A 19,610-nucleotide genomic window follows, 5' to 3' on the forward strand; every position below is an offset into this window, starting at 1 on the left:
CCTGTTTATCGTCCTGTATTCAAAGCCATGTAAACCCGTTGGGGATAACCAGACTACACGCACACTGCCGTAGTAAGGCAGGTGGCTACCCTGCCGATGAAAGTGCCAAAACTGCCGCCAAGCGTGAGGGGCTGCAGCGCCAACACCAGTCCGATCGACACAACCGCGATGATCAATGCATATTCCACGACCTGCGCACCGTCTTCTTCCTTCAAAAATTGACTGAGCATGATGCGTTCCTTTTTAATGTCGGGCCAATCAACATTACAGCCGGGCCGATTGCGGCGCTCTGCGGTTTCAATTGAAAACATGGTCAGGCGGGCGATCATGTGACCGGAAACCGGTTACGAACCGACCGCCTTTCCGTTGCCGTTACCTCGCTCTATACACAGACCGCGGTAGTTAGGCAGGTGGTGACTCGGGTAATGAAAGTTGCAAAGCCGCCCCCAGCTGCAGTGAGCGCTTGCAGCGCGATGACAAGTGCGATTGAGACCACCGCAATAATCAGCGCATATTCGACGACTTGTGCACCTTCCTCTTCCTTTGCAAAGGCCCGGATGGAATTTTTGAATGCATCGAGGAGTTGGAGCTGGAGTTGGAGCTGGTTCATTTGATTTACCTCTTGAAATGGATGTGGAAAAGAGTACGACAACTACAAACTACAGGGCACTGCTTGCTTCATCTTGCAACTTGCATTTACATTCCCCATGCATGTGGATAAATTTCGTTATCCGTTGCATGGATCATTTCGGTCGGCCCAGTCGAGACCGCCACTACTTCGAACTACCAACACCGCCGCCGATATTGATGACGTTGACTGCCGGCGGCGGCGCCTTGAACGTTTTCTGATAAAGAACTACCGCATCTGCTGCCGCCTTGCCATCCATGCCGGCAACGGGATCCGGATTTTTTCCGGCTTCCGGGTTGATCGTCATGTTCGTTTTTGCCTGCCGCACGGCGTCGCCGAAGCGGGCGTCGTAGTGCGGCGTTACCGATGCACAGCCTGCAATCAGGACGAGCCCTAGTACGAATGCCTGCTTTTCCATGAGATGTCCTTTTCAATAATCAGCGGGAGAGGAAGATGCCGGGGTGGCGCTTTCCAGCGCGCCGTTGAAATACACTTCGCTACGCGTCGGCACCACATGATTGTCGGTAGGCAGCCGTGGTACTTCCGCCAGGGGCTTCACAAGGCGAGGCGTGATCACGAAAAGCAGTTCCGACTGCTCGTTCTGAAACTCCGAACTGCGGAACAGGGCGCCGAAGACAGGCACTTCGCCGAGCCCCGGGAAACGCTTGATCGTTTCGGTGACGTTGTTCTTGATCAGTCCGGCGATGACGAAACTCTGTCCATCGTTGAGCTGCACCGTGGTATCGGCCCGCCGCACCGTCAGCGAAGGCAGCACCGATGTCACGCCGCTCACCGTGGTAAAGGGCGATCCGGTCTGCGACAAGTCCGACACCTCCGATACCATCTTCAGGTTGATACGGCTTCCATCCAGCACGGTCGGCATGAATTTCACGCCGACGCCGAACTCTTTTTCTTCCAGCGTAATGGTGGGAATGCCAAGGTTGTTGGTCTGTGCGACGGGAATGAAGATCTTGCCGCCTGACAGGAAGCTTGCATTCTGGCCGCTGATCGCCATCACGTTCGGCTCGGCAAGCACCCTGACAAGACCGTCATCCTTCTGTCCATCGATTCCCAGCGAGGTCCTGCCGCGCCTGAGCAGTTCCAGGAAGCCGCCGCCATTGGTCAGGAAGTTGGAGAGCACCGAATAGACATTGTCGCCACCGCCCACGGTCCGGTTCAAACCGACGCTCGATCCGAGCTTGTCGAGCAGCGTCTTGCTTATCTCGGCGATCTTTACCTCCAGCATGACTTGCTGCGGGTTGGTTACCTGCAGCAGGTTGACCACCTTCTTGCCGTCGCCGTAGGACGTGGCGAGGCTCATGATGCTGTCGAGCTTGATCGAATCGCTCACCTTGCCGGTCAGCACCAGCGCATTCTCCGCGCCCCTGATCTTGATGCCGGTTTCCTCGGGCATCAGTTCCGCCAGCTTTGCCTGCAGGGTTTGCGGATCTATCGTGACGATAATGTCCTTGACGACGCAACGTCCGTCCGCATTCTGCAGGATCACGTTCATCGATCCTGACCGTTTCCCGAGGAAGAACAATTCGGTCGGACTGAGCAACGTGATATCGACATCCGCCACGCCGTCTGAAGCTGCGGCAGCGCCCGCCGGAGGTACTGCCGCTTGCGCAGCCACCTGGCCTGCGCCTGCAGCGGGTGCTCCTGCCGCGTTCGCGCCGCCTTGATCGACCGGCTTTCCGGCACGGTTTGACGGATTGCCGCCCACGACCATTCGTGTCGCCGGCATACTCAATTTGATGACGCTTGATTTCCCGAGCGTGACGACAGTGGCCGGATCGACCGTCACCGATGTGCAGGGCTTGAGGCCGGCTGCCGCTCCCTGCGGCTGGCCGGTAGCCGGCCTCCTTGCCGGCCGGGGCTGGGCCGGCGTCGCCGTGTCGCCGGCTTGCGCCACCGTTCCTGCAGGCTGCGCCACTGCGAGGATCGGCGCCTGGAGTGCAAGCATGAGTACCGCCGACAGGTAGGTGTTTTTATTGTCCACTGAAATGCTCTCCGTCTCTGTTATTGAATTGCAGCTGACTTGTTTTTGTCGAAGCAATGCATTACCCGGGTGCCGCTCTGGATGACCTCGACGCAATCCCGTGCCGGGAGCGGCGCCGGCTTTCTACGCTGGACCACGGGTGCCGCCACGGGAGTGGCGACCGCCATCGCGACGGGTGCGGGCTCCGGCTCCTTCTCGCCGAAAAGCTGGCGCTTGGTGATGCCCGCCGTGGCAACGGTCTGCTTGTCCACCTGGTTGCGCAGGACCAGCGACAAGGTGCCGACACTGCGCGCAAGATCCAGCTTCTCGGAGTCTTTCAATGACAGCTCAAGCGTGACCGCGCTGACCACCTTCGGCTTGGTATCGTCGCGCCCCGCTTCCTGGGCGACCGCCAATACGAGGACGTTCTCAAGCACGGTTTTGCTTATCTGGCGGTTTTCTTCGCCCTGCCTAATTTCCTGCTGGGCGTTGACCATGACGTCCACATAATTACCGGGCAGCGCGAATCCAGCCACGCCCACCACGTCGTTGACCCTGACCGTCATTGCCCGCTTTCCCTCCGCGATGACCGCCGACAGTCCGCCCTTGGTGCCCGGTGGCGCGAGCTTGCCGTCCAGGACCGCTTCGCCGCGCAATACGCCCATCTTCACGACGCGATCGTGCAGATCCTTCGCATCCTTGAAGGTCCCCGCCGGTATGGATCCGCTCGGCCAGTCGACCGTGGTCAGCATCTGCGGCGTGATCTTGCTGCCGAGTTCGATGTCGACCGTTGCCACCACCACTTTGTTGGATGCGATCGTGCCTTGTTTTGACAGCCATCCCGCCGCGTATACCGCGGCGACCAGTCCGATGACCATCGCCAGGAAAATCAATCCGATTGCTTTAACGTTTTTCATATCAGACCTTCATTTGGCAAGTTGAGGCGCTTATGCAAAACCCAGATGCTTCGCCACGACGTACAGGATCGTCCCGACGCTGATGCTGACGCCATACGGCAGCTTTCCTACCGACGCGCGGGACGCGATGCGGCCATCGGGCGTGATGCCGGCCATCGCCGATATCACCATGGTCTCGGCGACGTCCTTGATGTTGCTCATCATGCGGCCGAAGGCCCGGTGAAAAACCGCGAATGCCAGTGCGGCGACGCCGCCGACGATGAACGTGAATACGACCGCATAAAGGACGTCCGACAAACCGAGAAACGCGCCAACCATCGCCATCAGTTTGGCGTCGCCCGCGCCCATGACCCTGAAGACATACAAGGGCAACATGGTCGCCAGGCCGACCAGCAAGCCCCCGAAGGACCATAGAAAGCCGGCGTGGGGGACCGCCGGATAAGCGGTGTTGTAAACGAGTGCGAAGATCACACCTGTCAGCGTCAGCCAGTTCGGAATTCGGTATGTGCGATAGTCCAGCACTGCGGCGAGCATAAGCAGGACAAACAGCACTGCGGTACGCGGATCCATGATCATCATGGCGAGCAGTTCAAGCAGGGAATCCAGTTCGTTCGTCATTACTAAGCCTGTATCGAAAATTGCACTCGCCTCAAACAGAAATGCTTACCCACACCAACACTTCAATTGCTTTTGCCCAATGCCAGCAGTACCAGTATTCCTACGACCACGACCAGTAATCCGATAAGCGCATACTCCATGTTCGATTCGCCGGCCTCTCCTTGCAGAAACAAGGTTGTTGCATGCGACTTGCACTTTGTAGATCGCATACTTATCTCCGGGTGATAAATCATTCGCTGATTCGGTCTGTTTCGAATGGATGCAACGGTGTTGACGTTGAAAAAAGTATAGAAAGGCGACGACGCAGGCACATGAGCGCATCGTCCTGATCGAAGCAGGACATACCAACTGTTTTGGCACGGAACTCATAGGACAAACCAACTAGGCGCCGCAAAGCTTGCGCTGTGGAACCAGAGAGTCTATCGAGGGGAAAAGGGACAGTTCGTGGTCAGCAAACGACCCGAACCCATTGAACGAAGTGGTACCAGGGAAGTGAAGAAGCGCGGCGATTCTCGGGCCGGGATGATTTCCGGAAAGAGAAGGCGTTATTCCTGCATTGGAAACGAATTGCCGGAAGTGCTGAATCAATGACTGCCGGAATTATCGGGACGGACGCTTTGGGGCAGGTGCACCGCTCAAGTCTCGATACGGTTGGGCGGATTTACGGCCATCAGTACTGCTTGCTCAATGTCAGACCATCCTGTCAGGTGCATTTTCTGTCCTTTATAGGCCATGAATTGCGCCTGGTGTCCGGACAGCGACATGTCTCCGGGCCGACGATAGTAATCTTCGACCCAGGCAAGCAGAAAACCCAACTTCCGGTTCTGCTCCTCGAGGCTGCCGTATTTATGCGGTTCCCATGGCCTGGACCGGCAGTTCGAAACGCATTGTTCCAGGCCGGGATCCAGGAATAACAAAAAAGGTTTGTATTCCAGAGATGTAGCAATCAGGGCTGCGTAACAGCCTTCGACGATCCAGCGCAGATGCTGCGAGCAGAACGTGATGACGTCCGCGCGGGCCAGCAAAGGGTCGCGTTGTTCGGCAATTTTCCCCGGCTCCCATGCGATGGTATCTAGGTCGAGTATGGGCGCATCGATCGCTCCGGCCAGGCGCTTTGCCAGCGTTGATTTTCCCGAGCCCGAGTTGCCAATGATTGCAAATCGCATGATCCGCTTAGCCGGGTGCGGCACGCCTGAACAGCCAGGCGGAGCCGCCGAACATCGCAACGAAAAAGGCATTGAGAATCAGGATTTCCGCCGGCCCGCTCCATGGCAGCCCCAGTTCCGCGGTCACCGCAATCATGGCCACCATTGCCTGCACAAGCGCCGCAGCGGCCAATGCGCGCGCCATTCCCCGTGGCTGGAAGCGTGCGACCGAGGCGCCGACGATGCCGACCGCGATCACCCCGAAATACATCATGTTGGCGGGATCGCCATCCTTTCCAATGATCCCGACACCGAGACTCAGCCATATGAGAAAAATTGCCGTCACAACGGCCATGCCGGCGGCGCAACGGTACGCGGTCGTTTTGCTTGCAGGATGCATGGGCATGTCTCCAGATGGGATGGCGGTGCAACGCGAGAAACCAAAAGAGTAAACCGTCATGGACGTTTTGCCCAGCGAGGGCGAAGCAGGCGTACAACACCCTGCCCTTGCCGGTCCGTTGTGAAGCTTTGTTCATGCATCACGGCATGGATGCAGTCGTTGCCCGTGAAAAATTCTGTTGAACCATGTACTGCGGATCGGTTGCCGCCGTGGTTGCCAGAAGTCAAACCGGAGTGATTTCCGATTCAATATCCTGCGCCGTACTTTGGCGGGCCAGCAGGACGCCAGCCTGTTCCACGACCAGGGCGGGAGAAAAGTACATGATCTTCCATGCCCTCGCGGCACCGCCGAGCGGCGCGCCGTCATGGACCTCTCCCGGATTGACGGTGATCGTATCGCCCATCCCGGCTTCCACGATCCCATGGCCGCTCAATGAGCTTTGCGCGCCGTGAATCATCACGCCGATCCCGAGTTGATCATGGGTGTGGCGGGGGAAGGCATGCTTGGTTCTTGCTTTCACGGCTTACACGCCCGCGACCGCGCAACGATGGATTTTGAAATGTTCTTTGATCATTTTCCAGGGTTTGGACAAGGACTTTTCACGACAAGTCGCACACTTTCAACCCGGGAAACTATACCTCCGGTCTTCCACTGACGGCGATCGTTGCCCTACGGCAAATGAAAGACATCCGCCGCAAGCGAACATTCACCCACCTGGCGGCTTACGCATGCGGCGTCGTAGACGACCAGCAGGGATTTCGCCTTGCCGCCGTCGGCCGAGAACAGGCAGATTCCTTCCGCATGGTCGACGCCCTGGCCGAACGGCACGTCGATGACCCGCTTCATATCCTTTTCGTCCAGCATGCATTCGCCCTTCGGCTCGGTACCGTCCACCCACCGGAAAACCGTCACGGGTCCATCCAGGTCCATGGAGGGCCCGGCAAGAATCAGCAGGTCGGAGCCCTGCACGGCGAGGTCCCGGATACCCAGGCCGCCGAGATTGAGGAAATGCTTGCGGTACCGGCGCCCATCCGGCCCGATACGCTTGAGTTTCAGGATCGAAGGATCTTCCTTGTCCTCCTTCAGCGCCAGTTCGAGAATGATTGCCCAGCCCCGCAACACCGGTCCGCGCAACCCGACGAAGACGCGCTTGCCGGCCACTGCCAGACCTTCGATATCGAAGCCGTTGTCCTTGCCGGGAATCGACAGGAAGGACGCAAGGTGCTCGTCTTCCACGAGGACGTCCATCAGGTCGTTGCGTTCGCTCCGGGCGCGAAGCTGGGCGGCGCATTGCCTGTTGCCTTTGCGCACCGATTCCTTGGCCAGCGTGAAGGTACCGTCGCTTTCCACGACGGGAATGCGGGCGAGCAGGTAACGGTTGTTCTCGGCAGATAAGCGGGCCAGTTGCTTCTGCGCCTTCCTGACGCCCTCACCCACGTCCGGCTTGCTGCGCTTCAAACTGTGCGACCCGACCAGCCAGAGATAACCGTCATCGTATGCCAGCCCTTCGATGTCGACTTCCTGCAGGTCGGCGGGATCACCGGTGGGCGGCACCGGCAGCCGCAGGTAGTCATCGAGCGCAAATTGCATGTGGTCGCGGGCGTAGCGGTAGTCGCCGCCGTCATCGCCCTTTTCGAGGGTTAGCCGTTCCAGGCTGATGGTCTCGTCGTTCGCGACCCATAGGGTATTCCCGATCTGCAAGGCGACCGACAGCCCGTCGCGCATCTCCTTTCCCTTTCCAAGATCATGCCTTTCGGGATGGAATTCCAGCAGGAGGATGCTGTTCGGGGTCATGGCTGCGCCTTTGATCAATGGGGGTGGTTTGCTCCATTGTGCACCTCGATGCCAAGGTGCTTGCGGACGGAAATCAAAGGTTCATCCCAATACGCATCGATAGGCTGGGCGATGAGGCACGGTGCCGAACGCGCCATGGCTGCGCCGGCAAGGCGCGCCGCCCGCAGCTCGCGAATCTGCGAGGGCGCGATAACCGGATAGAAAAGGCGGGCGTATGTCGCGGCGCGGTCAAAGGACGGGCTGTAATGCTGCCCGGCGACAAATGACCATACGCCTAATTCACCGGGAAGGCTGATGCCGAATCCGAGCAGCACATGAAAGGCGTCGTGCAGGAGCAGGTAGCGGACCGCAAGCGGATTCGCATGGGCGGCGATGTCGGCGTATGTATCTGTTGATACGACGAGCGGCTGCAGCTTGTTGCCGTCGATGAATTGCGCATAGGCATGACCAAATGTGCCGTTCTTCAAACGGCGAAGCGCGGGAAGATCGATGACCGGGTAGAAGCGCTCCAGCGCGCGCAGCCTGCGTTCGACCTCAGGATAGGCGGATGCGCCGAGCGCCGCCGATTTGTAAACCGCCGCGTCGCCTATCCGCCCGGCGCGGTAGGCCCGGAATGCTTTCCCGAGAAGCGTGAGCTGCATGGAAAGAGAATGTATTCGTTCGGTCATGAACGTTAGATGCCGCCGGTCATGCTAGCTGCCGCGATAGGTGGAATATGCCCAGGGCGACACCACCAGCGGCACATGGTAATTCTGCCGCGGTTCGGCAATGCCGAAGGCGATGCTGACACGATCGATGAAGCGGGGAGAAGGCAGCGATATGCCTTTTGCAGCGAAGTAATCGCCGGCGGCAAATACCAGCTCATACATGCCGGCGCGCATTGCCTCGCCTTCCAGCAATGGTGCGGCGCACCGCCCGTCGGCGTTGGTGACGTCGGTTTTCAGCAAGGTCCTGCCGCTGGCATCGATCGCGTACAGTTCGATGCCGACTCCCTCGCCGGGCTTGCCGTGCAGGATGTCGAGGACATGGGTCGTGAGCTTGGCCATGGCGGGTCCTTGGTTCGTGGGGGAATGCCGGTGCTATCTTATCCCGACATGGCGGAAAACGAATATCGTGCATGTTGATGAAATATGCGGATTCCGATATCAGGCATCTGCGATTTTATATATCAAGGGTGGTGCGCGGTGCTAACCTGTGACAGAGTTGCTTACTTATGGGGGGTGGTGCGGTCGTGCCACTGCATACAGTTGATCAACCTCACTACCCCTGCCCTAATCCTCCCGCTGCAAGGGAGGCAACCTTACAGTGAAGGTTCGAGCGATTTTACTTAACTCGGCTTTTTGCAACAGATAGCAGATAAGCCTCATCCCATGCCCAACACCATCCGCTTTTACCATCAAGGCACCATCCGCACCATCGAATCCGGTGCGCCGACCCGCACCGTGCTGCAGCACCTGCGCGAGGATCTGCATTGCACCGGCACGAAGGAAGGCTGCGCCGAGGGTGACTGCGGTGCCTGCACGGTGGTCGTCGGTGAACTGCGCGACGATCGGCTGGAGTTGAAAACCGTCAATTCCTGCATTCAGTTCATGCCGACGCTCGACGGCAAGGCGCTGTTCACCGTCGAAGACGTCAAGCCCGACGGCGCGGCGCTGCATCCGGTGCAGCAGGCGATGGTCGAATGCCACGGCTCCCAGTGCGGTTTCTGCACACCGGGTTTCGTGATGTCGCTGTGGGGCTTGTATGTCAACCAGGAAGACGGTGCCGCATCGCCCCGGCGCAGGGAGATCGACGCAGCGCTGTCGGGCAACCTCTGCCGCTGCACCGGTTACCGCCCGATCATCGATGCCGCCCGCCGCATGTTTGAACTGCCGCCGGTCATGTTTGACAGAGCCGCGATTGCCGATGCGCTGCGTCCTCTGCAACGCGACCGTTCGCTCGGTTACAGCCATCAAGGCAGCCGCTTCGCCGCGCCGCTTTCCCTCGACGAAGCGCTTGCATTGCGCGCCGACCGTCCGCAAGCCTGCCTGCTCGCCGGTTCGACGGACGTCGGCCTGTGGGTGACCAAGCAGATGCGCGAGCTAAAGGACATCATCTATCTTGGCGAAGTCAAGGAGCTGAAATCCGTTGCGTCGACGGGCATCCACCTGGAAATCGGCGCCGGCGTGCCGCTGGAGGAGGCCTACCGCGCGCTTTCCGCGCTGTACCCGGCGGAACTGCCGGAGATGTGGCAGCGCTTTGCCTCGCTGCCGGTGCGCAATGCCGGCACGCTGGGCGGCAACGTGGCGAACGGATCGCCGATCGGCGACTCGATGCCCTGGCTGATCGCCCTCGGCGCACAGGTCGTGCTGCGCAGCCGCTCCGATGAACGGGCGCTGGCACTGGAGGATTTCTATCTCGGGTATCAGAAAAAGGATCTGCGCCCGGACGAACTCGTCGCCGCAATCCGCGTACCCTTGCCGGAAAGCGGTTTGCGTTTCCGCACCTACAAGCTGGCGAAGCGGTACGACCAGGATATTTCCGCCGTCTGCGCCGCCTTCAGCATCACCATTGAAAGCGATCGTATTGCCACCTGCCGGATCGCCTACGGCGGCATGGCGGCGACACCGAAACGTGCGCGCGCAACCGAGACCGCCCTGCTCGGCCAGCCATGGAACGAACCCGCGCTGGAAGCGGCGACTGTCATGCTGGAACAGGATTTTTCACCGTTGTCCGATATGCGGGCATCGGCCGCGTACCGCATGACGGCGGCGAAGAACCTGCTGCGGCGTTTCTGGCTCGAGACCCGCGCCGATGCGCCGCTGCCTTCTTCGGCGCTTGATGTGTTTGCGCTCAGGGCGGTATGAAAGGAGGAAGGACGCGATGAACAAGCCGGCTGAACCCGTCGGAGCCGCCACCGCCGCCTGGAGCGAAGTGGGTCGGCAGCATCCGCATGAATCGGCGCTATTGCATGTGCTGGGCGAAGCGACCTATACCGACGATATCCCTGAGCTGCAAGGCACGCTGCATGCGGCATTCGGGTTGTCGCAGCAGGCGCATGCCCGCATCTCGGACATCGACTTCGATGCGGTTCGACATGCGCCGGGCGTTGTTGCCGTGCTGACCGCGGCCGACATTCCCGGCGTGAACGATTGCGGGCCCATCGTGCATGATGATCCCATTCTCGCCGACGGACTGGTGCAGTATGTCGGGCAGCCGGTCTTCCTGGTGATCGCCGACAGCCACGACAACGCCCGCCGTGCCGCGCGACTTGCGCGCATCGGGTACGATCCGCTGCCCGCCGTCCTGACGCCGGAGGCGGCGCGTGACGCCCGCTCGTTCGTGGTTCCGCCGATGCGGTTGCAGCGCGGCGACGCACAGCGTGCGCTGGCACAGGCGCCTTACCGCATGCGGGGTGTGCTGAACGTCGGCGGCCAGGAGCAGTTTTACCTGGAAGGCCAGGTCGCCTATGCGATCCCGAAGGAAAACCGCGGCATGCTGGTGTTCAGCTCGACCCAGCATCCTTCCGAGATGCAGCATGTGGTGGCCCATGCGCTCGGCCTGCATTCGCACCACGTCACGGTGGAATGCCGGCGCATGGGCGGTGGCTTCGGCGGCAAGGAATCGCAGTCGGCGGCATGGGCGGCGGCCGCGGCGATTGCCGCTGCGCATTTGAAGCGTCCGGTCAAGCTGCGCGCCGACCGCGACGACGACATGATGGCCACCGGCAAGCGCCATTGCTTCCACTATGAATACGAGGCCGGCTACGACGACGAGGGCCGCATTCACGCCGTGCGCCTGGAAATGGTGACGCGCGCCGGTTATTCCGCCGACCTTTCCGGTCCGGTCGCGACACGCGCGGTATGCCATGTCGATAATGCGTATTACCTGTCGGATGTCGATATTTCGGCGCTGAGCGGCAAGACCAATACGCAGTCGAACACCGCCTTCCGCGGCTTCGGCGGGCCGCAGGGCGCAATCGTGATGGAATACATCATCGATGATATTGCACGCAACCTGGGACGCGATCCGCTCGATGTCCGCAGGGTGAATTTTTACGGTAACGGCAACGATGCGGACGGCCGCGATCTGACTCCCTACGGCCAGCGTGTTGCCGACAATGTGCTGCATGAACTCGTCGCCGAGCTGGAGGGCAGCGGCGAGTACCGCCGGCGGCGTGCAGCGGCGCGCGGCTTCAATGCATCGAGCCCGGTGCTGAAGAAAGGCATCGCGATCACCCCGGTCAAGTTCGGCATTGCATTCAATGTCACTCACCTGAACCAGGCCGGTGCGCTTGTGCACATCTATGTCGACGGCTCCGTACTGGTCAGCCACGGCGGCACTGAAATGGGCCAGGGCGTGCACACCAAGGTGATGCAGGTGGTGGCGCATGAACTCGGCATATCGCTCGACCGGGTGCGCATCGCGGCGACCGATACCGCCAAGGTTGCGAACACGTCCGCCACCGCGGCATCCACCGGCGCCGATCTGAACGGCAAGGCGGCGCAGGACGCCGCCCGCCGGATACGCCTGCGGCTCGCCGAATTTGCCAGTGGCCGCTATGGCGGCAGCGCGGAGGATGTGGTGTTTGCCGACAACATGGTCCATGTGAACGGCAATGCCTATGAATTTACGGTGCTCGTCGGGATGGCCTATCTGTCGAGGGTGCAGCTGTGGTCGGACGGCTTCTACGCCACGCCGGACCTGCACTGGAACACAGCCGCCATGACAGGCAGCCCGTTCTCGTATTTTGCCTATGGCGCGGCGATATCGGAGGTGGTCATCGACACGCTGACCGGCGAATGGAAACTGCTGCGGGTCGACGCGCTGTACGACGCCGGCCGCTCATTGAATCCCGCCATCGATATCGGCCAGGTGGAAGGCGGGTTCATTCAGGGCATGGGCTGGCTGACCACCGAGGAGCTGTGGTGGAACGACGCCGGCAAGCTGATGACTCACGCGCCATCCACCTACAAGATTCCGGCCGTGTCGGATTGTCCGGCGGATTTCAGGGTGAAGCTGTTCGAGAACCGCAATATCGCGGACAGTATTCATCGCTCGAAAGCGGTGGGTGAACCGCCGCTGCTGCTGGCCTTCTCGGTATTCTTCGCCATCCGCGACGCGATAGCGTCGGTCGGTGAATACCGCTTCAATCCGCCGCTGAATGCCCCCGCCACCAGTGAACAAATCCTGCACGCGGTGGACCGGGTGCGTGCGACGTCCGCCGGAAAGGGAGAGCAAGCATGAACGAATGGCTTTCGGCGCTGCTTGCACAGGAATCTCCGACCGTTCTGGTGACGGTGGCCAGGTCCGAAGGCTCGGTGCCCCGCGAAGCCGGTGCGAAGATGCTGGTCACCGCCGCCCGCTGCTTCGACACCATCGGCGGCGGCCATCTGGAATATTCGGCCATCGCGTTCGCGCGGCGCATGCTTGCCGAAGAAGAAAGTGCCACGCCGCGCATCGAACGTTTTGCGCTCGGGCCGACGCTCGGCCAATGCTGTGGTGGCGTGGTACATCTTGCCTTCGAGCGCATCGATACCGCCGCGCATGCCGGCTTCGCCATGCTGGATGCCGCTCTGCGTGCGCAGGAAGATCGCTGGCGGCTGGTTCCGCTTGCGGGGCGGAATCGGGCACGGACCGTCGTCGCCGCAGACGCACCGCCGGGCATCGATCTGCATGCGGTCAGGGAATGCCGCATCCTTGCCGATGCATCGGGGCACAACTGGCTCATCGATCCCTGCCCCGGAGCCAGGCCGCATCTCTACCTGTTCGGCGCCGGCCATGTCGGCGCGGCGATCGTGCGGGTGCTGGAAGGTATTCCCTGCCGGATCACCTGGGTGGATGAACGGGGGGAGTTGTTCCCACCGTCGTTGCCGCCGCATGTGACGGTGGAAGCCACCGATACGCCGGAAGCGTTGATCGATACGGCGCCGCAAGGCGCCAGCTTTCTTGTCATGACGCACAGTCATTCGCTCGATCAGCGTCTGGCCGAATGCATCCTGCGCCGCGCCGATATCGGCGACGGCACGGGCTGGTTCGGCTTGATCGGATCACGGACCAAGCGCATCCAGTTTGAACGGCGGCTGCGCAGTACCGGCGTCGCGCCGCAGGTGATGGCGCGAATGGCATGCCCGATCGGCATACCGGGCATCGAAGGCAAGGCGCCGGCAGTCATCGCGGTAGCCGTCGCGGCACAATTGCTGCAGGTATGGGAAAAGCGGATCGCCGCCACACCCGCGCTGGATAATGAGCGGACAGGATGAACAAGGAATTGCAGATATACCGGGGCAGCGTGCTGCACTTCACCGGCGACCCGGGGGTGGACGAAAAGGCGATCCAATGGCATGAGGATGGATTGCTTGCGGTCGCCGAGGGGCAGGTCGTCGTCGCCGGCGACTATGACGTGCTGCGACGCACCCTGCCACCGGACGCGCCGGAGGATGATTACCGCGGCAGGATCATCATGCCGGGGTTCATCGACACGCACATCCATTACCCGCAGACCGACATCATCGCTTCGCCCGCGCCGGGCCTGCTGCCCTGGCTGGAAACCTACACCTTTCCGGCCGAGCGCAGGTTCGACGATCCGCAGCATGCGCGCGAGGTGGCCGCTTTCTTCCTCGATGAGCTGATGCGTTGCGGCACCACGACTGCGATGGTGTACTGCACCGTGCATCCAACCTCGGTGGATGCCTTCTTCTCGGAGAGCGAATCGCGCAACCTGCGCATGGCTGCCGGCAAGATCATGATGGACCGCAATTGCCCGGATTTTCTGCAGGACACCGCCGAAGCCGGCGCGCGGGACTGCGAACAGCTTATCCAGCGCTGGCACAAGCGCGGGCGCCAGTTGTATGCGATCACGCCGCGTTTCGCGCCAACCTCGACACCGGCGCAATTGCAGCTTGCCGGCGAACTGGCGCGCACTTATCCCGATACCTTCGTGCAGACCCATGTGGCGGAAAATACCGACGAAGTCGCCTGGATGAAAACGCTGTATCCGGACTCGCGCAGCTATCTCGATGTCTACGATCACTACGGCCTGATGCGCGAACGCGCCATGTATGCGCATTGCATCTGGCTCGACGATATCGACCGCAAGCGCATGGCGGAGACCGGATCGGCGGCGGCGCTGTGCCCCACATCCAACCTGTTCCTCGGCAGCGGCCTGTTCGATTTCAATGCGGCCGATGCCGCCGGCATGCCGCTTTCACTGGCAACCGACGTCGGCGGCGGCACATCGTTTTCGATGCTGCGGACGATGAATGAGCTCTACAAGGTGGCGCGCATGGGAGGCACCCACCTTCCGGCCAGCCGGCTGTTCTACATGGCGACGCTCGGCAATGCGCGCAGCATGCGGCTCGATGGAACGATCGGCAGCTTCGTCCCCGGCGCGGAAGCCGACTTCATCCTGCTCGATCCGAAGGCAACACCCCTGCTGGCCCGCCGCACCGTACAGGCGAACAGCCTGGAGGAACTGCTGTTTGCCCTTGCGATACTGGGCGACGATCGGGCAATTGCCGCCACCTTCATCGCGGGACAAGCCGCCCATCGCCGGGCAGCCGGTCCATAGAAACCGTCACGACGAAAACAGCCCTTACAGGAACGCGCCGATCTTTTGCACGACAGCGTCCCGCACCGAACCGCTGGTGACGAAGGATCGCGCAATCGCGATGTCGTCATGGAACCAGCGGTCGCCATCGAGGCATGCCGGAATCTGCCGCCGCACTTCGTCATAGGCCGCCTGCGTGCCCTTGCCCAGCACGAATCCCTCCAGCGCCTCCTCGGTCATCGTCAGTGCCTGTGCCGCCAGCAGCATTTCGACGCCGACGATGTATTGCGTATTCGCCACCACGGTGGCCGCCTTCCGTACGCACCAGGTGGAATTCGATATATGGTCTTCGCTGTTGCCCTTGGCGGGAATACTGTCGACACTGCCCGGCATGCAGAGCGTGCGGTTCTCCATCACCAGCGCGCTCATCGAGCACTGCACCACCGGATAACCGGTGTTCACGCCGCGAATGCCCGACATCAGGTTGCGCGGCAATCCCCAGGACATGCCCGGGTCGATCAGCCGCGCGATGCGGCGCTCGCAGATGCTGCCGAGGTCGGCGATCGCCATCGCCAGCAGGTCGGCCGCCTGCGCGAGGTACTGTCCATGGAAATTGCCGCCCGAGATGATTTCGAAACCGCCGCCTTCCCTGGAAAAGATCAGCGGATTGTCTGTGGCGGAATTGATCTCCCGGGCGATGATGCCGTCGATATAGTCGAGCGCGTCGAACACCGGGCCGTACACCTGCGGCGCGCAGCGCAGCGAATACACATCCTGGATGCGCGGCGTGTAGGCGATGTCGGCACGGCGGATTTCCTCCGGCAACTGCACCGCGCGTGCCGCGTGGGTCGTGCGGGTGGACCCGGCGAGCAGGGCGCGGATGACGGAGGCCGCCTTGATCTGGCCCGGATGCGGACGCGCAAGGTGGATGCGTTCGTCGAAAGCCGACATCTCGACCCGCATCGCTTCCAGCGACAGCCCGAGGGACACGCAGGCGTCGGTGAGCAGATTGCGCGCGTCGCGGGCGGCGAGCAATGCAACCGCGAGGGACACGGTGCAGCCATTGATCAATGCGGACGCATCCTTCGCCTGCAACTCGAACTTCACCTCGCCGATGCCGGCCTGCAGGATGGCGTCCGGCGCCCGCATGCGCGCGCCCTTGTACATCACTTCCGCTTCGTCGAAACCGGCGATGGCCGCCGCGAGATAGGCCAGCGGCGCGAGGTCGCCGGACGCACCCACCGATCCCTTCTGCGGCATCAGCGGATGGATGCCGGCATTGATGAAGGCGAGCAGCCGGTCCACCACCTCGACGCGCGGTGCGGAATAGTTGCTGGCGAAGGCGTTGGCCCGCAGCAGCATGGTTGCGCGGCTGACCTGTTCATCGAACGGCTCGCCCATGCCGGCGGCGTGCGCCTTGATCAGTTGCGTCTGAAACAGGCCGATATGCTCAACCTTGACGCGGGTGTCTTTCAGCAACCCGACGCCGGTGTTGAAGCTGTACATCATCGGCGCGTCGTCGTGCATCCAGTTGGCTTCGATGTAGTCGCGGCTCTGCTTCAGTGCGGTGCGGGCGCTCTCGGCGAGCGTGACGGTGAAGGTGCTGTCGCGGGCGACGGCGGCGACTTGTTCGGCGGTGAGGGTGAAGCCGTCGATGGTGAGTGTGGTGGACATGGGTTTGTCTTCCGATTCTATGGAGCGCGCAGCAGGAGGGAACTGTGTTGTGAGATTTGAAGAAGGCTAGAAGTCATTTTATATATGACTAATGCAACATATTTGTCATTCCCGCGAAAGCGGGGACGACAAGACTCAATATATGAAATAAGTTTTAACGATCATTTTCCTCCCGCCCTGAACCATTCCCCGATCATCCCCCGTTCCTCTTCGGTCATCCCCGTCATATTCCCTATCGGCATCGCCCTCAACTGCACCGCCTGCTGGTAAATCTTCTCGCCATGCCGGCGGATCAGCTCCGGGCTGTCCAGCGCGATGCCCGCAGGCGCCGCTGCGAATCCAGGCTGAGTGGGTTGCTGCGCATGACAGGATACGCATCGTTGCCCGATGATCGCCTGCACTTTTTCAAAGCCCGGCGCGCTGCCCTGCGCTGTTGGCGCCGCGACGGGGCGCGGTGCAATCGCCATCGCGGTTGCAAGTATCAGCGCCACACCCGCCGCCGGGTAGCCCCATGCGATCCTGCCCTTGTGTTTCAGATTGAAGAAATGCCGGATCAGCACGCCCGCCGCCATGACGGCCGCGAGCACCAGCCAGTTATAGGCATGGTTGTAAGTCATCGCATAGTGGTTGCTGATCATGATGAACAGCACCGGCAGCGTGAAGTAATTGTTGTGCACGCTGCGCTGCTTGCCGCGCTTGCCGTGGACGGGGTCGGGCGGCTGGCCGGCCCGCATCGCGGTCACCATCTTGCGCTGGCCGGGGATAATGACCATCAGCACATTGGCAACCATGATGGTGCCGATCATCGCGCCGACATGCAGGTAGGCCGCCCGGCCGCTCAACAGCCTCGACAGCACGAAGGCAACGGCGACGATGAACAGGAAGACCACCACGCCGAACAGGAGGTCGCGCTCACCGAGCGGGGAACGGCACAGCAGGTCGTATACCGTCCAGCCGACGACAAGACTAAGGATACCGATCCCGATCGCCTGCCAGCCGGCAAGATCGGCGACGGCGCGATCAATCATCATCGCCTGCGGATTGAGGTAATACACCACCAGCAGCAGCGCGAAACCGGACAGCCAGGTGGTATAGGCTTCCCATTTGAACCAGTGCAGTTCGGGCGGCAACTCGGGCGGCGCCACAAGGTACTTCTGCGGATTGTAGAAGCCGCCGCCGTGAACCGCCCATAGTTCGCCGGAAACGCCCTTCTTCGCGAGTTCGGAGCCCGGCTTCGGCGGCCTGATGCTGTTATCCAGCCAGACGAAATAGAAGGATGCGCCGATCCATGCGATGCCGGTGATCAGGTGCAGCCAGCGCAACAGCAGGTTCAGCCAGTCGGCCGCATACGGAAACAGGGAAGCGTCCATCCGATCCTTATCAACAAACCCGCCTGCCGCCACGGGCACTGCGGACGAAGGGAGCGTAGCCCGAAAGACCGCGCTCTCCGCCATGCTCCATTGCGGCAGGTCGACGATAAACTTTTTCGCAGTCGCAAACTATGCGGCTTACAGTATATTTGACATACGCCAGTCGATATACCGATACCACACCATGGCAAAACTACCTACCCATATCGATATCCATCTGATCCGCATCCTCTACATGCTGTTGTCGGAAAAAAACGTTTCCCGCGTGGCGCTCAAGCTGAACCAGCCGCAGCCGTCGATCTCCGCATCGCTGCGCAAGCTGCGCGAACTGACCGGCGACCCGCTTTTGGTGCGCGGCTCGCGCGGCATGGTGCCGACCCAGCATGGCGAGAGTTTGCTGCGTCCGGCGAAGCGCATTCTCGACGAGACCGAGCGGCTGTTCGTTCAGAAGATGCCCTTCGTCGCCGAAGAGGAAGCGCGCACCTTCAACATCGCGGCGCCGGATTATCTCGACAGCCAGTTCCTGCCCAACATCATCGCCAGGGTCCGGCGCCAGTCGCCGAAAAGCCGCATCGTCATCCATCACATCGGACGCGACGTCGACTACAGCCGCCTGCTGTCCGACGGCGAGCTCGACCTGGTGATCGCCAACTGGGATGAACCGCCGCCCCACTTGCACCTGTCCAAGCTGTTCCAGGACCCGATCGCCTGCTGCATGCGCGCCGACAGCCCCTACGCGAAACGTACCGCGCCGGACGGGATGACGGTTGAAGACTATCTGTCGCTGCCCCATGTGGCACCGTCGCAGATGCTGCCCGGTTACCACGGCGTCATCGAGGCATTCCTTGCGCGGCACAACATGAAACGCAATGTGGTGGTCGAATCAGCATACTTCAGCCAGATGCCGTACATGTTGATGCAGTCGGACCTGGCGCTGACGACCGGTCGGCAGTTTCTTCGCTTCTTTGAGAAAACCCTTCCGCTGAAGACGTTCAACGTGCCGATCAAGTTTCCGGCGATGCGGTTCTATCAGCTGTGGCATGACAGGGTGCACCATGCGAGCGAGCATAAGTGGTTAAGAGAGTTGGTGGGGGCGGTGGCGAAGGAGTTGAAGTGAGGGGTGCAAAGAAAATTGGCCAAGGTTCTTTTTTACGATTTTTTCAATCGTATCTACTTCTCTAGGACAGAAGAAGAATGTTCGGTACATTGTTTGCTATGGTGAACAGACGTTGCAGAAAGTATTAAAACTGCCCTCGATGACACATAAAGTCTGTGGCCGTTGAATTCCGCTTGGACGGCTGCCGGAGAAGAGCGGGCCAAAGCGGACAAAGAAGCGAAACCTGTCTGAGCCGCAGGCGAGTTTGTTTCGCTTCCCGCTTTGGCCCGCTCTTTTCCGGGCACCCGAAGGGCAGCGTCCCTGCGGTCGCCTTTCTTTGCTTACTTTCTTTGGCGAAGCAAAGAAAGTAAGTGGCCCGCCGGGGCCAGTCCCGGCTAATCTCTTCGGAGAGCCGCATGCGTTGCATCACCGGAGACACTCCGTAATACTGGATTCCCG

20 protein-coding genes are annotated in these 19,610 nt (G+C 60.9%); 5 read left to right on the plus strand and 15 right to left on the minus strand.

The features are described 5' to 3' along the window. Positions 1 to 53: 53 nt before the first annotated feature. From VGU61_RS12060 to uraH, 13 genes are all read right to left on the minus strand, one after another. Positions 54 to 230 carry a Flp family type IVb pilin gene (locus VGU61_RS12060; RefSeq protein ID WP_326859401.1) on the minus strand — a complete coding sequence of 59 codons (177 nt, stop codon included), beginning with the start codon at positions 228 to 230 and terminating at the stop codon, positions 54 to 56. Between the two features lie 152 nt (positions 231 to 382). Continuing rightward, positions 383 to 610, minus strand: a complete 228-nt coding sequence (locus VGU61_RS12065) for a Flp family type IVb pilin (protein ID WP_326859374.1) — start codon at positions 608 to 610, stop codon at positions 383 to 385. A gap of 163 nt (positions 611 to 773) precedes the next feature. After that, complete coding sequence (locus VGU61_RS12070; RefSeq protein WP_326859375.1) at positions 774 to 1,046, minus strand: hypothetical protein; 273 nt, start codon at positions 1,044 to 1,046, stop codon at positions 774 to 776. A 12-nt stretch (positions 1,047 to 1,058) separates the two neighbouring features. Further along, positions 1,059 to 2,594 carry a type II and III secretion system protein family protein gene (locus VGU61_RS12075; RefSeq protein WP_326859402.1) on the minus strand — a complete coding sequence of 512 codons (1,536 nt, stop codon included), beginning with the start codon at positions 2,592 to 2,594 and terminating at the stop codon, positions 1,059 to 1,061. Between the two features lie 56 nt (positions 2,595 to 2,650). Further along, the gene (cpaB, locus tag VGU61_RS12080) at positions 2,651 to 3,526 is read right to left on the minus strand and encodes a Flp pilus assembly protein CpaB (RefSeq protein WP_326859376.1); all 876 of its coding nucleotides are present in this window, start codon (positions 3,524 to 3,526) and stop codon (positions 2,651 to 2,653) included. Between the two features lie 30 nt (positions 3,527 to 3,556). Next, positions 3,557 to 4,144 (minus strand): A24 family peptidase, encoded by a 588-nt coding sequence (locus VGU61_RS12085; protein WP_326859377.1) that lies wholly within the window; start codon positions 4,142 to 4,144, stop codon positions 3,557 to 3,559. A 62-nt stretch (positions 4,145 to 4,206) separates the two neighbouring features. Then, entirely contained in the window at positions 4,207 to 4,353 is a 147-nt protein-coding gene (locus tag VGU61_RS12090; RefSeq protein WP_326859378.1) for a hypothetical protein, read from the minus strand. Positions 4,354 to 4,779: 426 nt separating this feature from the next. Further along, positions 4,780 to 5,310 carry an ATP-binding cassette domain-containing protein gene (locus tag VGU61_RS12095; RefSeq protein WP_326859379.1) on the minus strand — a complete coding sequence of 177 codons (531 nt, stop codon included), beginning with the start codon at positions 5,308 to 5,310 and terminating at the stop codon, positions 4,780 to 4,782. A gap of 7 nt (positions 5,311 to 5,317) precedes the next feature. Then, positions 5,318 to 5,689, minus strand: coding sequence for a hypothetical protein (locus tag VGU61_RS12100; RefSeq protein ID WP_326859380.1), 372 nt, complete (start codon positions 5,687 to 5,689; stop codon positions 5,318 to 5,320). Positions 5,690 to 5,912: 223 nt separating this feature from the next. Continuing rightward, positions 5,913 to 6,209, minus strand: a complete 297-nt coding sequence (locus tag VGU61_RS12105) for an AraC family ligand binding domain-containing protein (RefSeq protein WP_326859381.1) — start codon at positions 6,207 to 6,209, stop codon at positions 5,913 to 5,915. A gap of 149 nt (positions 6,210 to 6,358) precedes the next feature. Continuing rightward, positions 6,359 to 7,483 carry a DUF3616 domain-containing protein gene (locus VGU61_RS12110; protein WP_326859382.1) on the minus strand — a complete coding sequence of 375 codons (1,125 nt, stop codon included), beginning with the start codon at positions 7,481 to 7,483 and terminating at the stop codon, positions 6,359 to 6,361. Between the two features lie 14 nt (positions 7,484 to 7,497). After that, a complete protein-coding gene (locus VGU61_RS12115; RefSeq protein ID WP_326859383.1) occupies positions 7,498 to 8,151 on the minus strand; it encodes a Coq4 family protein in 654 nt (217 codons plus the stop codon). Positions 8,152 to 8,175: 24 nt separating this feature from the next. Further along, complete coding sequence (gene uraH, locus VGU61_RS12120) at positions 8,176 to 8,529, minus strand: hydroxyisourate hydrolase (RefSeq protein WP_326859384.1); 354 nt, start codon at positions 8,527 to 8,529, stop codon at positions 8,176 to 8,178. Between the two features lie 324 nt (positions 8,530 to 8,853). Between uraH and xdhA the strand changes: the two genes are divergently transcribed. The 4 genes from xdhA to guaD are packed head-to-tail and all read left to right on the plus strand — an operon-like array spanning position 8,854 to position 15,032. Then, positions 8,854 to 10,329: a xanthine dehydrogenase small subunit gene (gene xdhA / locus VGU61_RS12125; protein WP_326859385.1), complete on the plus strand. Its 1,476-nt coding sequence runs from the start codon at positions 8,854 to 8,856 to the stop codon at positions 10,327 to 10,329. 16 nt (positions 10,330 to 10,345) lie between these two features. Continuing rightward, positions 10,346 to 12,709 carry a xanthine dehydrogenase molybdopterin binding subunit gene (xdhB, locus tag VGU61_RS12130; RefSeq protein ID WP_326859386.1) on the plus strand — a complete coding sequence of 788 codons (2,364 nt, stop codon included), beginning with the start codon at positions 10,346 to 10,348 and terminating at the stop codon, positions 12,707 to 12,709. After that, positions 12,706 to 13,725, plus strand: a complete 1,020-nt coding sequence (gene xdhC, locus VGU61_RS12135; protein WP_326859387.1) for a xanthine dehydrogenase accessory protein XdhC — start codon at positions 12,706 to 12,708, stop codon at positions 13,723 to 13,725. The genes xdhB and xdhC overlap by 4 nt, the downstream gene beginning before the upstream one ends. Next, positions 13,722 to 15,032, plus strand: coding sequence for a guanine deaminase (gene guaD, locus VGU61_RS12140; protein ID WP_326859388.1), 1,311 nt, complete (start codon positions 13,722 to 13,724; stop codon positions 15,030 to 15,032). Before xdhC ends, guaD begins: the two co-directional genes overlap by 4 nt. A 24-nt stretch (positions 15,033 to 15,056) precedes the next feature. On the opposite strand, the gene VGU61_RS12145 is transcribed toward guaD, so the two are convergent. Both VGU61_RS12145 and VGU61_RS12150 read right to left on the minus strand, forming a co-directional pair. After that, entirely contained in the window at positions 15,057 to 16,685 is a 1,629-nt protein-coding gene (locus VGU61_RS12145; RefSeq protein ID WP_326859389.1) for an aromatic amino acid ammonia-lyase, read from the minus strand. Between the two features lie 161 nt (positions 16,686 to 16,846). Further along, positions 16,847 to 18,055 (minus strand): urate hydroxylase PuuD, encoded by a 1,209-nt coding sequence (locus VGU61_RS12150; RefSeq protein ID WP_326859390.1) that lies wholly within the window; start codon positions 18,053 to 18,055, stop codon positions 16,847 to 16,849. A 184-nt stretch (positions 18,056 to 18,239) separates the two neighbouring features. On the opposite strand from VGU61_RS12150, the gene VGU61_RS12155 reads away from it, so the two are divergent. Beyond that, positions 18,240 to 19,172: a LysR family transcriptional regulator gene (locus VGU61_RS12155; protein WP_326859391.1), complete on the plus strand. Its 933-nt coding sequence runs from the start codon at positions 18,240 to 18,242 to the stop codon at positions 19,170 to 19,172. The last annotated feature ends 438 nt before the right edge of the window (positions 19,173 to 19,610 follow it).

It is taken from the genome of Noviherbaspirillum sp. (assembly GCF_035944575.1).
GTDB lineage: Bacteria > Pseudomonadota > Gammaproteobacteria > Burkholderiales > Burkholderiaceae_D > Noviherbaspirillum.

Bases quoted from the DNA above. Each gene is read 5' to 3' on its own strand.
- VGU61_RS12060 (WP_326859401.1), bottom strand. From the start codon at position 230: ATGCTCAGTCAATTTTTGAAGGAAGAAGACGGTGCGCAGGTCGTGGAA.
- VGU61_RS12065 (WP_326859374.1), bottom strand. From the start codon at position 610: ATGAACCAGCTCCAACTCCAGCTCCAACTCCTCGATGCATTCAAAAAT.
- VGU61_RS12070 (WP_326859375.1), bottom strand. From the start codon at position 1,046: ATGGAAAAGCAGGCATTCGTACTAGGGCTCGTCCTGATTGCAGGCTGT.
- VGU61_RS12075 (WP_326859402.1), bottom strand. From the start codon at position 2,594: ATGCTTGCACTCCAGGCGCCGATCCTCGCAGTGGCGCAGCCTGCAGGA.
- cpaB (WP_326859376.1), bottom strand. From the start codon at position 3,526: ATGAAAAACGTTAAAGCAATCGGATTGATTTTCCTGGCGATGGTCATC.
- VGU61_RS12085 (WP_326859377.1), bottom strand. From the start codon at position 4,144: ATGACGAACGAACTGGATTCCCTGCTTGAACTGCTCGCCATGATGATC.
- VGU61_RS12090 (WP_326859378.1), bottom strand. From the start codon at position 4,353: ATGCGATCTACAAAGTGCAAGTCGCATGCAACAACCTTGTTTCTGCAA.
- VGU61_RS12095 (WP_326859379.1), bottom strand. From the start codon at position 5,310: ATGCGATTTGCAATCATTGGCAACTCGGGCTCGGGAAAATCAACGCTG.
- VGU61_RS12100 (WP_326859380.1), bottom strand. From the start codon at position 5,689: ATGCATCCTGCAAGCAAAACGACCGCGTACCGTTGCGCCGCCGGCATG.
- VGU61_RS12110 (WP_326859382.1), bottom strand. From the start codon at position 7,483: ATGACCCCGAACAGCATCCTCCTGCTGGAATTCCATCCCGAAAGGCAT.
- VGU61_RS12115 (WP_326859383.1), bottom strand. From the start codon at position 8,151: ATGACCGAACGAATACATTCTCTTTCCATGCAGCTCACGCTTCTCGGG.
- uraH (WP_326859384.1), bottom strand. From the start codon at position 8,529: ATGGCCAAGCTCACGACCCATGTCCTCGACATCCTGCACGGCAAGCCC.
- xdhA (WP_326859385.1), top strand. From the start codon at position 8,854: ATGCCCAACACCATCCGCTTTTACCATCAAGGCACCATCCGCACCATC.
- xdhB (WP_326859386.1), top strand. From the start codon at position 10,346: ATGAACAAGCCGGCTGAACCCGTCGGAGCCGCCACCGCCGCCTGGAGC.
- xdhC (WP_326859387.1), top strand. From the start codon at position 12,706: ATGAACGAATGGCTTTCGGCGCTGCTTGCACAGGAATCTCCGACCGTT.
- guaD (WP_326859388.1), top strand. From the start codon at position 13,722: ATGAACAAGGAATTGCAGATATACCGGGGCAGCGTGCTGCACTTCACC.
- VGU61_RS12145 (WP_326859389.1), bottom strand. From the start codon at position 16,685: ATGTCCACCACACTCACCATCGACGGCTTCACCCTCACCGCCGAACAA.
- VGU61_RS12150 (WP_326859390.1), bottom strand. From the start codon at position 18,055: ATGGACGCTTCCCTGTTTCCGTATGCGGCCGACTGGCTGAACCTGCTG.
- VGU61_RS12155 (WP_326859391.1), top strand. From the start codon at position 18,240: ATGGCAAAACTACCTACCCATATCGATATCCATCTGATCCGCATCCTC.